15 protein-coding genes are annotated in these 13,541 nt (G+C 71.5%); 5 read left to right on the forward strand and 10 right to left on the reverse strand.

All coding sequences use genetic code 11. From position 1 onward, the window contains the following. Window positions 1-2: 2 nt before the first annotated feature. Window positions 3-365 carry an SPW repeat protein gene (locus tag AB0K14_RS17020; RefSeq protein WP_360446850.1) on the reverse strand — a complete coding sequence of 121 codons (363 nt, stop codon included), beginning with the start codon at window positions 363-365 and terminating at the stop codon, window positions 3-5. A 275-nt stretch (window positions 366-640) separates the two neighbouring features. On the opposite strand from AB0K14_RS17020, the gene ccrA reads away from it, so the two are divergent. Together ccrA and AB0K14_RS17030 are read left to right on the forward strand one after the other, a co-directional pair. Then, complete coding sequence (gene ccrA / locus AB0K14_RS17025; RefSeq protein WP_360446848.1) at window positions 641-1,954, forward strand: crotonyl-CoA carboxylase/reductase; 1,314 nt, start codon at window positions 641-643, stop codon at window positions 1,952-1,954. A gap of 69 nt (window positions 1,955-2,023) precedes the next feature. Further along, complete coding sequence (locus tag AB0K14_RS17030) at window positions 2,024-3,256, forward strand: chromosome segregation protein (protein ID WP_360447589.1); 1,233 nt, start codon at window positions 2,024-2,026, stop codon at window positions 3,254-3,256. Between the two features lie 142 nt (window positions 3,257-3,398). Here the strand turns inward: AB0K14_RS17030 and AB0K14_RS17035 are convergent, their stop codons facing one another. Continuing rightward, window positions 3,399-4,109 (reverse strand): alpha/beta hydrolase, encoded by a 711-nt coding sequence (locus AB0K14_RS17035; protein WP_360446846.1) that lies wholly within the window; start codon window positions 4,107-4,109, stop codon window positions 3,399-3,401. 37 nt (window positions 4,110-4,146) lie between these two features. On the opposite strand from AB0K14_RS17035, the gene AB0K14_RS17040 reads away from it, so the two are divergent. Then, on the forward strand, window positions 4,147-4,683 hold the full coding sequence (locus tag AB0K14_RS17040) for a GNAT family N-acetyltransferase (protein ID WP_360446844.1): 537 nt from the start codon (window positions 4,147-4,149) through the stop codon (window positions 4,681-4,683). Here AB0K14_RS17040 and AB0K14_RS17045 read toward each other — a convergent pair. After that, window positions 4,659-5,417, reverse strand: a complete 759-nt coding sequence (locus AB0K14_RS17045; protein WP_360446842.1) for an alpha/beta hydrolase — start codon at window positions 5,415-5,417, stop codon at window positions 4,659-4,661. The genes AB0K14_RS17040 and AB0K14_RS17045 overlap by 25 nt on opposite strands. A gap of 259 nt (window positions 5,418-5,676) precedes the next feature. Beyond that, window positions 5,677-5,970, reverse strand: coding sequence for a hypothetical protein (locus AB0K14_RS17050; protein ID WP_360446840.1), 294 nt, complete (start codon window positions 5,968-5,970; stop codon window positions 5,677-5,679). 52 nt (window positions 5,971-6,022) lie between these two features. On the opposite strand from AB0K14_RS17050, the gene AB0K14_RS17055 reads away from it, so the two are divergent. Together AB0K14_RS17055 and AB0K14_RS17060 are read left to right on the forward strand one after the other, a co-directional pair. Beyond that, on the forward strand, window positions 6,023-6,439 hold the full coding sequence (locus AB0K14_RS17055; protein WP_360446838.1) for a hypothetical protein: 417 nt from the start codon (window positions 6,023-6,025) through the stop codon (window positions 6,437-6,439). Window positions 6,440-6,444: 5 nt separating this feature from the next. Next, window positions 6,445-6,657: a zinc ribbon domain-containing protein gene (locus AB0K14_RS17060; RefSeq protein ID WP_360446836.1), complete on the forward strand. Its 213-nt coding sequence runs from the start codon at window positions 6,445-6,447 to the stop codon at window positions 6,655-6,657. Between the two features lie 255 nt (window positions 6,658-6,912). Here AB0K14_RS17060 and AB0K14_RS17065 read toward each other — a convergent pair whose 3' ends face one another. The 6 genes from AB0K14_RS17065 to AB0K14_RS17090 form a co-directional block, all read right to left on the reverse strand. After that, on the reverse strand, window positions 6,913-7,494 hold the full coding sequence (locus tag AB0K14_RS17065; RefSeq protein ID WP_360446834.1) for a DUF3558 family protein: 582 nt from the start codon (window positions 7,492-7,494) through the stop codon (window positions 6,913-6,915). Window positions 7,495-7,574: 80 nt separating this feature from the next. Then, a complete protein-coding gene (locus tag AB0K14_RS17070; protein WP_360446832.1) occupies window positions 7,575-9,353 on the reverse strand; it encodes a 3-hydroxybutyryl-CoA dehydrogenase in 1,779 nt (592 codons plus the stop codon). 135 nt (window positions 9,354-9,488) lie between these two features. After that, a complete protein-coding gene (dhaM, locus tag AB0K14_RS17075) occupies window positions 9,489-10,148 on the reverse strand; it encodes a dihydroxyacetone kinase phosphoryl donor subunit DhaM (RefSeq protein WP_360446830.1) in 660 nt (219 codons plus the stop codon). Next, window positions 10,145-10,774 carry a dihydroxyacetone kinase subunit DhaL gene (gene dhaL, locus AB0K14_RS17080; RefSeq protein WP_360446828.1) on the reverse strand — a complete coding sequence of 210 codons (630 nt, stop codon included), beginning with the start codon at window positions 10,772-10,774 and terminating at the stop codon, window positions 10,145-10,147. Before dhaL ends, dhaM begins: the two co-directional genes overlap by 4 nt. Beyond that, on the reverse strand, window positions 10,774-11,769 hold the full coding sequence (gene dhaK / locus AB0K14_RS17085; protein WP_360446826.1) for a dihydroxyacetone kinase subunit DhaK: 996 nt from the start codon (window positions 11,767-11,769) through the stop codon (window positions 10,774-10,776). Before dhaK ends, dhaL begins: the two co-directional genes overlap by 1 nt. A gap of 187 nt (window positions 11,770-11,956) precedes the next feature. Continuing rightward, window positions 11,957-13,462: an aldehyde dehydrogenase family protein gene (locus tag AB0K14_RS17090; protein WP_360446825.1), complete on the reverse strand. Its 1,506-nt coding sequence runs from the start codon at window positions 13,460-13,462 to the stop codon at window positions 11,957-11,959. Window positions 13,463-13,541 lie beyond the last annotated feature (79 nt).

A 13,541-nucleotide genomic window follows, 5' to 3' on the forward strand; every position in this document is an offset into this window, starting at 1 on the left:
TCTCAGGCGGTGCCGGCGATCCGGCCGCCGTGCGCCGCGTTCGCCAGCGGCACCGCCATCGCGCCCGCCGCGACGGTCAGCACGCCGCCGACCCACGACACCCAAGACGCCGCCGCCAGGTCGCTGTAGCCCATCACCCACGGGGAGATGAACAGCAGCGCGCCCAGGACCATCTGGAACCACTCGCCGTAGACCATCCCGGGCATCGCGAGCGACGCGAGGCCGTCGATGGCGATCAGTGCGCCGAGCACGATCATCGTCCACATGGCCCCGGTGGTGGTCTCCACGACCAGGGGTGACAGCAGCACCAGGACACCGATGACGACCTCGGCCCAGTCCTGCCACCTGGTCCACGCCTTTGCCATGACCTGCACCTCCGTCCTCATGAACCGGACACCGTCGATGGTCCGCTTGGTTGGCCGCCCGGTCAAGACCGTTTGAGCAGGACCGTCACGACCGTCCGGTACGACCGCCGGGCACCACCGCACGGCACGACCGACCGATCGGGCGAAAAGCCAGTGCGGTGCCTCACAGCGCGGGTTCTGAATCGGTTACCCGTGGGTAACCTCCGGCCACCCGCGTGGACCTCCGGAGCCCGCGACACCGACCATCCCCCAAGCCCCCATTGGGAGGGAACGCCGTGCAGAAGATCCTCGACGCGATCCTCGCGGACGAATTGGACGCGATCGGATCGCTGGACGTACCGGAGAGCTACCGGGGCGTGACGGTGCACGCCGACGAGGTCAAGATGTTCGAGGGCCTGGCCACCAAGGACAAGGACCCGCGCAAGTCCCTGCACGTCGACGAGGTCGCCACGCCCGAGCTGGCGCCGGGCGAGGCGCTGGTCGCGGTGATGGCGAGCGCCATCAACTACAACACGGTGTGGACCTCGATCTTCGAGCCGCTGTCCACTTTCGCGTTCCTCAAGAAGTACGGCGGCCGGCACGACCAGCCGTTCCACGTGGTCGGCTCGGACCTGGCGGGCGTGGTGCTGCGCACCGGCCCCGGCGTGAACGCGTGGAAGCCGGGCGACCGGGTCGTCGCGCACTGCCTGGACGTGCAGCTGGAGCACCCGGACGGGCACAGCGACACCATGCTCGACCCGGAGCAGCGCATCTGGGGCTTCGAGACCAACTACGGCGGTCTCGCGGAGATCGCGCTGGTCAAGGCCAACCAGCTGATGCCGATGCCCGCCCACCTGACGTGGGAGGAGGCGGCGTCACCCGGTCTGGTGAACTCCACCGCCTACCGGCAGCTCGTGTCGACCAACGGCGCGAACATGAAGCAGGGCGACACCGTGCTGATCTGGGGCGCGTCGGGCGGCCTCGGCTCCTACGCCACCCAGTTCGCGCTCAACGGCGGCGCGACCCCGATCTGCGTCGTGTCGTCGCCGGAGAAGGCCGAGATCTGCCGCCGGATGGGCGCGGAGCTGATCATCGACCGCAGCGCCGAGGGCTACAGGTTCTGGAAGGACGAGCACGAGCAGGACGTGCGCGAGTGGAAGCGGCTCGGCGCGAAGATCCGCGAGCTGACCGGCGGCGACGACCCGGACATCGTGTTCGAGCACCCCGGCCGGGAGACGTTCGGCGCGTCGGTCTACGTCGCGCGCAAGGGCGGCACGATCGTGACGTGCGCGTCCACCAGCGGGTACATGCACCAGTACGACAACCGGTACCTCTGGATGCACCTCAAGCGGATCGTCGGCTCGCACTTCGCGAACTACCGGGAGGCCTGGGAGGCCAACCGGTTGGTCGCCAAGGGGAAGATCCACCCGACACTGTCCAAGGTGTACTCGCTGGAGGACACCGGGCAGGCCGCGTACGACGTGCACCGCAACGCCCACCAGGGCAAGGTCGGCGTGCTGACGCTGGCGCCGGAGGAGGGCCTCGGCGTCCGCGACCACGAGCTGCGGGCGGCGCACCTGGACGGGATCAACCGTTTCCGGGGCGTCTAAAGCGAAATCACTCCCGATGTGCGGCTCTCGGGTGACCGCCGCACATCGGGAGCAGGTAGCGTGAGCGGCATGGGCCTCGCCGACGACCGTGACCTCGTCCCCCTGGGATCCGGCTTCGACATCGTCAAGCGCGGGTACGACCGCGCCCAGGTCGAGGACCACCTGGAACGCCTGGACTCCGACCTGCGCCTGCTCGCGGCCGACCGGGACGCGGCGGTCTCGCAGACCAACGACCTGGCCCGGCAGCTGGAAGCGGCGCGGTCGGAGATCGCGGAGCTGCGCGGCCAGGTGGAGCGGCTGTCGCTGCCGCCCACGACGTTGGAGGGCCTGAGCGAGCGGTTGCAGCGGATGCTGCGGCTCGCGCAGGACGAGGCGAACGAGATCAAGGCGCGGGCCGAGGCCGAGGGCGGGCACATCCGCGCCAAGGCCGAGGCCGACGCGGGGGTGCTGCGCACCCGGTACGAGAAGCTGATCGCCGAGCTCGACCAGCGGCGCACCGAGATGGAGGCCGAGCACCGGGGCGTGCTGGAGAAGGCGCGTGCCGAGGCCGACCGGATGGTGGGCGAGGCCCGGGCCGAGGCGGCCAGGTTGGACGAGGAGTCCCTCCAGCGCCGGACCACGGTCGAGGAGGACTTCGAGATCGCGATGGCCGCGCGCCGGGTCGAGTCGATGAAGACGCTGGCCGAGCAGGAGGCGTCGTCGAAGGGCGAGGCCGAGCGGCGGTTGCGCGAGGCGGCCGAGGAGGCCGCCCGGGTGCGCGCCCAGATCGCCCAGGAGCAGGCCGCGTCGAACGCCGAGGCCCAGCGGCTGGTGCGCGAGGCGACCGAGGAGGCGAACCGGCGCCGGCACGACTCCATCAGCGAGGCGACGGCCCGCGTGCAGGAGGCGACCGACGAGGCGAACCGCCGGGTGCGCGAGGCGACGGAGGAGTCGAACCGCCGCGTCACCCAGGCCACCCAGAAGGTGGAAGCCCTCCGGCAGCTCCGCAACCGCCTGTCCCAGCAGCTGCACGCCGTGAGCTCCGCCCTGCACGACGTCACGCCCCTGCTGGACCCGCTGGACGAGGAACGCCCCCAGCAGCAGTCGCAGCCACCGCAGCCACCGGCCTCTGCCACTCCTTCCTCTCCCGCCTCTTCACCCTCCACCGGCTCCACCCCGCCCCAGCCGAGCACCACCACCCCGCCGACCACCACCTCGGACTCAAACCCGGAAGCCGCCCCGGCAGCCACCAAGCCTGCCCCCGACGGCCCGACCCAGAAGATGGCCCGCCCGAACCCCAAGCCCCAGGCCGCCAAGCGCTGACCTCGCGAGAGCCCAACCTCCACCACGCGCGAGTCCTACACTCACGTCCCGCGAGTCCTACGCTCAGAACGCGCGTGTCCTACGTTCGCGTCCCGCGTGTCCTACGTTCAGGACCCCCGAGTTCAACGCTCAGGACACGGCGTCACACCCCGACGCGCCGCCGCCAGTCGAGAACGACCGAGGCGAACGCGTCCGGCGCCTCCAGCGGCGACAGGTGACCGACGCCGGGCAACTCGACGTACTCGCCCTGCCGCAGCACCCCCGCCAACTCACGGGCCAACGCGGGCGGTGTGAGGGCGTCGTGCTCCCCCACCAGCACCAACGCCGGCACGTCCACCTCCGCCAGCACGCCGGTCGAGTCCGGCCGCACGGCCATCGCCCGCTGCGCCCACGCCACCTCCGCCGGGTCCTGGTCGAGGATCAACCCCCGCACCCGCTCGACCACGGCCGCGTCCGGCGCCGGCCCGAGCAGCCCGGCCACCACGGTGTCCGGAACCCAGCCGACCCCCTCCTCCTCCACGCGCGCGGCCATCGCCAGCCGGTTCGCCCGCGCCTCGTCGGTGTCCGCACCGGCCCGCGTGTCGGCCAGCACCAGCCCGGCCACCCTGGACGGGTCGCGCCGCAGCACGGCCATCGCCACATACCCACCCATGGAGCACCCTCCGAGCACCGCCCGCTCGACCCCGCGCTCGTCGAGCAACCGCAGCACGTCGTCCGCGACAGCCACCAGATCGGGTGAACGATCGCCGCCGCGCTGGTCGGGTGTGATCGGTTTCAGCAGGTCACGGGCGCCGTCCCACATCCGTGAGTCGAGCGGGAAGGCGTGCAGGAGGACGAGCGGTGCAGGTTCCATACCCGGAATTGTCGGACCACCTGGCTAGCTTCGTCGCATGACCTCCACCTCCGAACCGGACGAGATGCGCACCGACCGCCTCCTGCTCAGGCGCGTCGGCCCGGGTGACGTGCGCGCAGCGATCGCGGTCATGTCCGATCCGGAGACCAACCGCTTCAACCCGGCGGGGCCACCGTCGGCGGAGCAGGCGGCGAAGATGCTGGCCGAGTGGCAGGCCCACTGGGCGCACGACGGCATCGGGTACTGGGCGGTGGAGTTGCCGGAGACCGGGGAGGTCATCGGCTTCGGCGGCCTGCGCCACCACGAGCTGGACGGGGAACCGACGCTCAACCTGTTCTACCGGTTCCGCCCCCGGCACTGGGGCCGCGGCTACGCCCCGGAGATGGCGCGCGCGGCCATCGAGTGGGCGGGTCGGGTCCGGCCGGACCGTCCGGTCACGATCATCACCGACCACGGCAACACGCCCTCCCAGCGCGTCGCGGAGAAGCTGGGCTTCGCGCACGTGGGCGACAGCAGGACCGCCGAGGGTCCGGTGCTGGTCTGGCGGCTTCAGGAGGCCACGATGGCCACTTGATGCTGCTCGTGAGGGCCGGACCAGGTGCGCGGCAACGGCGTGGGCACCTCGGGCACGGCCGCGGACACGATCGCGTCCAGGACCTCTTCGGCGTGCCCGACCATGAGGTGCTTGGCGCCGGGGAAGTCGATGACGTCCGCGGTCGGGATGCCCGCGCCGAACCGCCGCCTGGCCTCGGCCGGTGGCAGGTAGGTGTCGAACTCCGGCACCAGGCACACCACCGGTTTGCCCGCACGCGCCCAGGTCCGCAAGTGCTCGGTGCTGCTCCACCGCAGAGGAGGTGAGATCAACACGGCGCCCTCGACCAGCGGGTCGCACCCGTGCATCAGCGCCAGGTCGGTGCCGAACGACCAGCCCACGAGCCACACCGAGGGCAACCCGCGTTCGGCCGCGAACGCCAAGGCGGCGGCAACGTCCAGCCGCTCGCCGACGGCGTGGTCGAACGTGCCCTCACTGCACCCGGCCTCGCTGGCCGTGCCGCGGGTGTTGAACCGCAACACCGCGAGGTCGGCCAGCGCGGGCAGCCGCCAGGCCGCCTTGCGGTAGAGGTGGGAGTCCATCATCCCGCCGTGCGTGGGCAACGGGTGCAGCAGCACCACCGTGGCCCGTGGGTCCCGTTCGGCCGGCAGGGCCAGCTCACCGACCAACGCCAACCCGTCCGCGGTCCGCAAGGTCACCGCTTCCCGACGTGCGGGCAGCACGGTGTTGGCCTTGATCGGGACTTCGTCACCCACGACGACATCGTGCCATCCACCCGACGCGCCGGCGGGCACGCCCGACGATGACACCGATGACACCGATGACACCGACGGCCCGACCGGCCCGCCACCGCATCCAGCGGCACGGCCGTTCGGCGCGGGCGTGCCGCCGCTTGGTGTGGTGGGAGGCCGCGTCGTCAGTGCGGCGTGGGGATGCGCGTGGCGACGCACTGTCGCGGATACGGAGCGTCATCAGTGGCGGTGTCGCTGGTGGCGGTGATGGTGAGTGACGCCGTCACCAGCGGCGGGCGGTGGGGCCTCGTCTGCGTCGTGACGACCAGCAGCCCTGGTGCCAGTGGCGGCGGTCTTCCACCGAGCCGTAGTCGGCGGCGGGCCAGGCCACGACGTGCGGGGTGCCGGGGCGGATCTCGTGGTCGCAGCCGGGACAGCGGTAGGTCTTGGTGGTGGCGTTGCCGGACACGGTGCGCACCAGCCACTCGCCGTCGGGGGCGCTCTCGGCGCGGGCCCAGCCGTGGCCACCGATGGGTGACGGCTCGTCCGGGCGTTGCGGGCGGTTACGGCGTGGCACGAGAAGCGAGGGTATCCGGGCTCGCCCTGGGTGATCGCCTACGGTCCACTGGATGAGCAAGTGGCAACGGGTCATATTAACCGTGCTCCTGGTGGCCGAGATCGCCGTGACGCTGCTGCCGGTGGTGCGGGGGCTGGTGTTCGAGCCGGCGCCGACGGACGTTCCGCCTGGTGGCGGGGGGCGGCCGGTCCTCCAGGAGCCTGATGCACCGGTCGGGCAGCCGCGCGCGCTCCGGCAGGGCGTGCTGCTCGGCACGACGATGTTGATGCTGGTCACAGCTCTGTCGGCGTTGGCGCCGGTATGGCTGCGACCGAGGTCGCGGACGTGGGTGGCCACGTTCACCGGCACCCACCTGGCCGCCGTGGGCGTCGGCTGGGTGCACAGCCTGCCGCTGTTGACGCTGCTGGCCGCCGTGTCGGCGGTTGGGGTGCCCTTGCTGGTGCTGGCACCGCCGCGCCGGGGACAATGAGCGACGTGCCAACCTACGAATTCCGCTGCAAGGCGTGCGGGTCGACCTTCGACGTGAAGCGGTCGATGGACGAGTCCTCCGCGCCCGCCCCGTGCCCGAACGGTCACGACGACACCGTGAAGCTGCTCTCCATGGCCGGCCTGGGCGGCAAGGCCGACGCGCCCGCCGGAGGCGGAGCCGGTGGTGGCGGCTGCTGCGGCGGCGGCTGCTGCGGCTGATCAGGCCAACCCCAACCTCGGCCGGTCGAACTCGGCCGGCCGACCTCAGCCGACGGGCGTCAGCCGGCCAGCCTCAGCCGACCAACCTCAGCCGACGGGCGTCAGCCGGTCGAACTCAGCCGACGGGTATCAGCCGGTCGAACTCAGTCAGCCGGCCTCGGTCGGTCGAGCTCAGCCGGCGGGCGTCAGCCGGTCGAACTCAGTCAGCCGGCCTCGGTCGGTCGAGCTCAGCCGGCGGGCGTCAGCCGGCCGGCCTCAGCCGGTCGGTTCCTTCTCCAACAACACCTCGGCCACCTTCTTGCCCTGGTCGCAGATCGCCCCGAAGCGGGCCGAGCCGTCGATCACGATGATCCCGAGCCCGCCGCCGGCGTAGTCCATCACCAGCACGCACGAAGGCTGCACCGACGTGTCCGTCGTCCGGTCGAAGTAGGTCACCTTCCGGTCACCCAGGTCGAACTCGCCGTTGCTCTGCTCCAGCGTGATCGCCCGCCCCTCGCGGAAGCGCAAAGTCACGCCCACGTCCAGCGTCCCGACCGGCGTCTGCCACTTGCACGACTGGTCGAACGTCGCGTCGTAACCGGTGTCGGTCGGCGGGGCCTTCTTGTCCGGCACGTCGTAGGGCAGGTCACCCCACCCGAGCAACGAGCAGATGTCCCCGACCTGACCCGTCGGCTCACCGGACGGGTCGGTGGACCCGGTCGGCGTGGGTTTGGCCGAGGTGAACGGCGGGTCGACGTCGAGCACCTGCTCCGCCACCGGGGTGCCGTTGACCGTGTACGCGCAGGCGCTCGTCAGACCGAACGCCGCCACCAGGAGCGAGATCACCACACGCCGCATGGTGACCACGATGCCAAACGCCGAAACCCGCCACGCCATCAGCCCGCACAACGCGACCCTCAGCCCGCGCAACGCGACGCTCAGACCGCGTAGTCGCGGAAGCCCTTGCCGGTCTTGCGACCCAACCGCCCGGCCTTCACCAGGTGCTCCAACAGCGGCGCGGGAGCGAAGCCGGCCTCGCGGAACTCCAGGTACAGGGTCCGCTCGATGGCCAACGACACGTCCAGCCCCACCACGTCCAGCAGCTCGAACGGCCCCATCGGCAGCGAGCAACCGACCTTCATCGCGTTGTCGATGTCGTCGGCGGTCGCGTAGTGCGCCTCCAACATCTTCACCGCGTCGTTGAGGTACGGGAACAGCAGCGCGTTGACGATGAACCCGGCCCGGTCGCCGCAGTGCACCGGCACCTTGCCCAGGTCGAGGCACACGCGACGGGCGGTCGCGACCACGTCCGCCGACGTCGAGATCGTCTCCACGACCTCGACCAGCTTCATCACCTGAGCCGGGTTGAAGAAGTGCAGGCCGACGACGTCACCGGGCCGCGCGGTGGCGGCGGCGCACTCGATGACCGGCAGCGAGGACGTCGTGGTGGCCAACACCGCGCCGGGCTTGCACACCTCGTCCAACGCCTCGAACACGGCCTTCTTGATCGACAGCTCCTCGGCGACGGCCTCGACCACGAGGTCGCAGTCGGCGAGGTCCGCGAAGTCGACCACCGGCGCCACCCGCGCCAACGCCGCGTCCCGGTCCTCCGCCGACAACCTGCCCCGCGAGACCGCCTTCTCCAACGACTTGCGCACCTTGCCCACCGCCGCGGCGGCCTTCTCCTCCGACCGCGCCCGCAGCACCACGTCGTACCCGCGCTTGGCGAACACCTCCACGATCCCCGTGGCCATGGTGCCCGTGCCGATCACCCCGACCCGCTGGACCTCCCGCGCGGGCACGCCTTCCACCGCGGCGACGGGCGTGTGCACGTCCGGCACCACGACCGGCGAGTCGGGACCGTCGTAGGTGTAGAAGCCGCGCCCGCTCTTGCGGCCGAGCAGGCCCGCCGTGATCATCTGCTTGAGCAGCGGCGCCGGCGCGTGCAGCCGGTTGCGCGACTGGTGGTACATCGTGTCCAGGATCTCGTACGCGGTGTCCAGCCCGATCAGGTCGAGCAGCGCCAGCGGGCCCATCGGGTAGCCGCAGCCGTACCGCATGGCCGCGTCGAGGTCTTCCCTTGTGGCGTAACGGGTTTCGTACATCCGCACCGCGTGGTTGAGGTACCCGAACAGCAGCGCGTTGGCGATGAACCCGGCCCGGTCGCCGATGACGACCGGCGACTTGCCCAACCCCTCGGCGAACGCGACCACGTCGGCCACCACGTCCGGCTCGGTGACGACCGTGCGGATCACCTCGACCAGCTTCAACACCGGCGCCGGGTTGAAGAAGTGCAGGCCGACGACCTTGCCCGGCCGTCCGGTGTGGACACCGATCTCGGTGATCGACAGGGAGGAGGTGTTGGACGCGAAAACCGTGTCCGGGCCGCAGATCCGGTCCAGTTCGGCGAACACGGCGGCCTTCAGCTCGATCCGCTCCGGGACCGCCTCGACGACGAGGTCCACCCCCGCCAACGCGTCCAGCGACGTGGCGTAGGAGATGCGCCCGAGCGTCGCGTCCCGCTCCTGCGCGGACAGCTTGCCGCCCGCCACCGCGCGGTCCGTCGAGTGGTCCAGGTGGCCGCGACCGCGGGCCAGGCCGTCCTCGTCCACGTCGACCGCCACCACGGTGATGCCGGTCCGGGCGAGGACTTCGGCGATACCGGCGCCCATGGTGCCGAGACCGACGACTCCGACCGTGTTGAACTGGCGCGTCACTGCTTACCTCCCACTCACCGGAGTGGCTACCGATCGGTAACTTGACCGCGACTATCCCACGGCCGTCACGCGTCGTTCGCGTGAGCTTCACCATCGGTATCGAGCAAGTAATCGGTCCAGCGACGTCTCACCAGGTCATTCGTCGAACCGCCGCGCGGCCAGCTCCTCCACCCGCCGCACGGCTTCCGCCGCGTCCGCACCGGTCGCCACGACCTCGATCCGCGCACCGCCCGGCGCGCCCAGGCCCATCAACGCCAACACGCTCTTCGCGTCCGCCTCCTCGTCACCGAACCGCACCACCACCGACGCGTCCAGCGAGTCCAACGCCCGCACCACCAACGCCGCCGGCCGCGCGTGCAGCCCGACCGAGTTGGTCAGCTCCACCGCCGCCCGCACCGCGTCCCCTGCAGGAGCGGCCCTCTCCGCCGACCGGGACCAGGCGGTACCCGCCGCCGCGGCCACCTCCGCCAACCCGGCGCCACCCTGCGCGCGAACGGCCGCCGCCACCGCGCCCTCGACCAGGGGCGCGTCCACGACCACGACCGACCCCTCCGCCTCCTCGGCGGCCATGTCCGCGACCATCTTCGCGCTGCCGAGGTCGAACAGCACGACCACCCCGGAGCCGGAATCGGCCTTCCCGATCGCCTCGCCGACCGCCACGTAGTCCGTGCCGAGACCGCCCGACCCGTCGCCACCGGACGGCACGATCGCCACCGACGGCGCCATCTGCCCGGCCAACTCCGCCACGCCCTCCGCCAACTGCCGGCTGTGCGACACCACCACGAGCCCGATCACCGCGCACGCCCCGCCAGGGTCCGCAGCAGCAACGCCGTCGAGCGCGCGCCCGGGTCCAGGTGCCCGCCACTGCGCTCACCCAGGTAGGAGGCACGTCCCTTCCGCGCCACCATCGGCACGGTCGAGTCGGCGCCCATCTCGGCCCCGTCGGCCGCCGCCGCCAGCACCTCGGCCACCCCGCCACCGGTGGCCGCCACGGACTCCGCGGCCGCCACGGCAGGTGTGAGGGCGTCCACCATCGTCTTGTCCCCCACAGCGGCCTTGCCCCGAGCCACCACACCCTCCAACGCCGCGCGCAACGCCGCAGCCGCCGCCGTGCCGTCCACGACCGCCACATCACCCACCGAGGTGGCGGCACGCAGGAACGCCGTCCCGTACAACGGCCCGGCCGCCCCACCCACCGTGGAGATCAACGTCGTCGCCACCAACCGCAACACCCCGCCGGGCGACGACGGCACGTCGGCATCCAACTTCGACACCAGCGCGGTGAACCCGCGGGCCATGTTCTCGCCGTGGTCGCCGTCGCCGATCTCCCGGTCGAGTCGGATCAGCTCTTCCCGGTGCTCGACCACCACCGCCGCCACCGCACGCAACGCGTCCGCGACCGACTCCGCCGTGCACGCCATCAGACGCCCCACCGCAGCGCGGCGGTGTGCACGGGCGCGTCCCACAACTCGACCATCTCGTCGTCCAGCTTCAACAACGTCAAGCTCATGCCCTGCATCTCCAGACTCGTGATGTACGGGCCGACCAACCGCCGCTCCACCACCACCCCGCGCTCGGCCAACTGCCGTTCCGCGATGCCGTGGGCCAAGTACAGCTCGATCAGGGGTGTCCCGCCCATCGAGTTGGTGAACAGCAGCACCCGGTCGCCCTCGCCGAACGGCAGGTCCTCCAGGACCGGGTCGAGCAGCGCCTGCACCATCTCGTCCGCGGACCCCACCGGCACCCGCCGCCGTCCCGGCTCGCCGTGGATGCCGATGCCCAGCTCCATCTCGTCGTCGGCGAGCGTGAACGACGGCTCACCGGCGTGCGGAACCGTGCAGGCGGCCAACGCCAAGCCCATCGACCGCACCCGCGACACGACCCGCCGCGCCAACGCCTCGCACCCGTCCAGGTCGACCCCGCGTTCCGCCGCCGCGCCGACGATCTTCTCCACCAGCACCGTTCCGCCGACACCACGCCGACCGGCCGTGTAGAGCGAGTCCTTGACGGCCACGTCGTCGTCGATCAGCACGGTCCGCACGTCGACGCCCTCGACCAGCTCCGCGGCCGTCTCGAAGTTCAGCACGTCACCGGTGTAGTTCTTGACCAGCAGCAACGCCCCGGCGCCACCATCGGTGCGACTGACGGCCGCCGCCACCTGATCGGGTGTGGGCGAGGTGAACACCGCCCCGGGACAGGCCGCGTCGAGCATCCCCCGTCCGACGAACCCGCCGTGCAACGGCTCGTGCCCCGACCCACCGCCGGAGATCACGGCCACCTTGCGCGCCACCGGGGCGTCCGCCCGCACCACCACCGCCGGGTCGTACTGGATGTCGAGCAGGTCGGCGTGCGCGAGCGCCATGCCCCGCAACGCGTCGACCACGACGGTCGCCGGATCGTTGATGATCTTCTTCACGGGTGACCTCCCGATCGACGCTGATCACCCCATTACTACTCCACCGCGAGCGTGCCCGAAAGCGGACGCCGAGGCCCTGGAACCGCAGGTCAGTGACCTGGAGTAGCGGAAGGAACCCCGAGCGTGGCACACGACGGCGCGCCCGCGACGCCGAGCCGCGTCGCGTCCGGAGGGTACGACGCGGTGGTCAGCGGCCGTAGAGGACGCGCACCAGCCGGACCACGTGCCGGATCGTCCGGGACCCGCGCTCGTACGTCATCGGGTTCAGCAACGCCCCGAACCGCTTGCGCGTGACCGAGTGCGCATACGTGAACTCCCGCAGCCCGTCCTCGCCGTGGATGCGCCCGAAGCCCGAATCGCCCACCCCGCCGAACGGCAGCCCCGGCACCGACGCGAACGCCAGCACCGAGTTGATCGACACCATGCCGCACCGCAGCCGACCCGCCAGTTCCTCGCCCCGGTTGCGCGAGTACACCGACGCACCCAACCCGTACGCCGACGAGTTGGCCCGCCGGACCGCCTCGTCCGCGTCCGCGACCCGCGTCACCACCAACGTCGGCCCGAACGTCTCCTCGGTCACCGCGGTCGACTCGTCCGGCACGTCCACCAGCACCACCGGCTCGACGTAGGGCGGCCGGATCGACTCCAGCCCGCCCACCACCGCCCGCCCACCGCGCTCCAACGCGTCGGCCACGTGCGACTGGATCACGTCCACCTGCTTGGGCATGGTGATCGGCCCGAAGTGGGCGTCGGCCTCCCCGCCGGGCCGCAGCTTCTTCGCCTTCTCCACCACCAGGCCGACGAACTCGTCGTACACCGCGTCCGCCACGTACACCCGCTCGACCCCGGCGCACGTCTGCCCGGAGTTGAAGATCCCGCCCCACACCGCGCCGTCCGCCGCCGCCTTCACGTCGGCGTCCTCCGCCACGATCAGCGGGTCCTTACCACCGCACTCCACCAGCACCGGCGTCAACGACGCCGCACAAGCCGCCATCACCTTCCTGCCCGTCGCCGTCGACCCGGTGAACGCCAGCTTGTCCACCCCGGACGTGCACAGCGCCGCGCCGGTCTCACCGAACCCGGTCACCACCTGCAACACCGGGAACTCCGGCACCACCTCGCCGAACGTCGACGCCAGGAACACACCCACGCCCGGCGTGAGCTCCGACGGCTTGAACACCACCGCGTTGCCCGCGGCCAACGCGTACGCGATCGAGCCCATCGGCGTGAACGCCGGGTAGTTCCACGGCCCGATCACGCCGACCACGCCCAGCGGCCGGTACTCCAGGGACGCCGCGTGGTTGTACATGAGCATGCCGGGCGAGACCTTGCGCTTGCCCAGCACCTTCGGCGCGTGCTTGGCCGCCCAGTGCAGGTGGTCGATGACCAGCGCCAACTCGGTCCTGGCGTCGTCGGCCGACTTGCCGGTCTCCGAGCTGATCAGGCGCTGGAACTCGTCCAGCCGCTTGAGCAGCAGCTTGCGCCACGCGTCCAGCCGGCCGCGCCTGCCGTCGAACCCGAGCCCGGCCCAGAACGCCGACGCCTCCCGCGCCACCCGCACGGCCTCGCGGACGTCGTCCTCCGACGCCACCGCGTGGTGGGCGATGACCTCGCCCGTGCGGGGGTCGAGCGAGGCGAACCGCCGCTGCTCGTCGTCGGCCCGCGCAGGAGTGGTGGGAGCGGTCTGCGTCATCGGGCCCTCCAAGCACAAAGCACGAACGCGGGGGTGTTACTGAACAGTAACGGGTAACGGGGGGTGATGTCAGCCCCCG

Source organism: Actinosynnema sp. NPDC050801, assembly GCF_040673975.1.
In the GTDB taxonomy this organism is placed as follows: Bacteria; Actinomycetota; Actinomycetes; order Mycobacteriales; family Pseudonocardiaceae; genus Actinosynnema.

What these genes read in the sequence shown, in the direction of transcription:
- AB0K14_RS17040 (WP_360446844.1), top strand. Translation starts at nt 4,147, where the DNA reads ATGACCTCCACCTCCGAACCGGACGAGATGCGCACCGACCGCCTCCTG.
- AB0K14_RS17090 (WP_360446825.1), bottom strand. Translation starts at nt 13,462, where the DNA reads ATGACGCAGACCGCTCCCACCACTCCTGCGCGGGCCGACGACGAGCAG.
- AB0K14_RS17020 (WP_360446850.1), bottom strand. Translation starts at nt 365, where the DNA reads ATGGCAAAGGCGTGGACCAGGTGGCAGGACTGGGCCGAGGTCGTCATC.
- AB0K14_RS17035 (WP_360446846.1), bottom strand. Translation starts at nt 4,109, where the DNA reads ATGGAACCTGCACCGCTCGTCCTCCTGCACGCCTTCCCGCTCGACTCA.
- AB0K14_RS17055 (WP_360446838.1), top strand. Translation starts at nt 6,023, where the DNA reads ATGAGCAAGTGGCAACGGGTCATATTAACCGTGCTCCTGGTGGCCGAG.
- AB0K14_RS17030 (WP_360447589.1), top strand. Translation starts at nt 2,024, where the DNA reads ATGGGCCTCGCCGACGACCGTGACCTCGTCCCCCTGGGATCCGGCTTC.
- dhaL (WP_360446828.1), bottom strand. Translation starts at nt 10,774, where the DNA reads ATGGCGTGCACGGCGGAGTCGGTCGCGGACGCGTTGCGTGCGGTGGCG.
- AB0K14_RS17065 (WP_360446834.1), bottom strand. Translation starts at nt 7,494, where the DNA reads ATGCGGCGTGTGGTGATCTCGCTCCTGGTGGCGGCGTTCGGTCTGACG.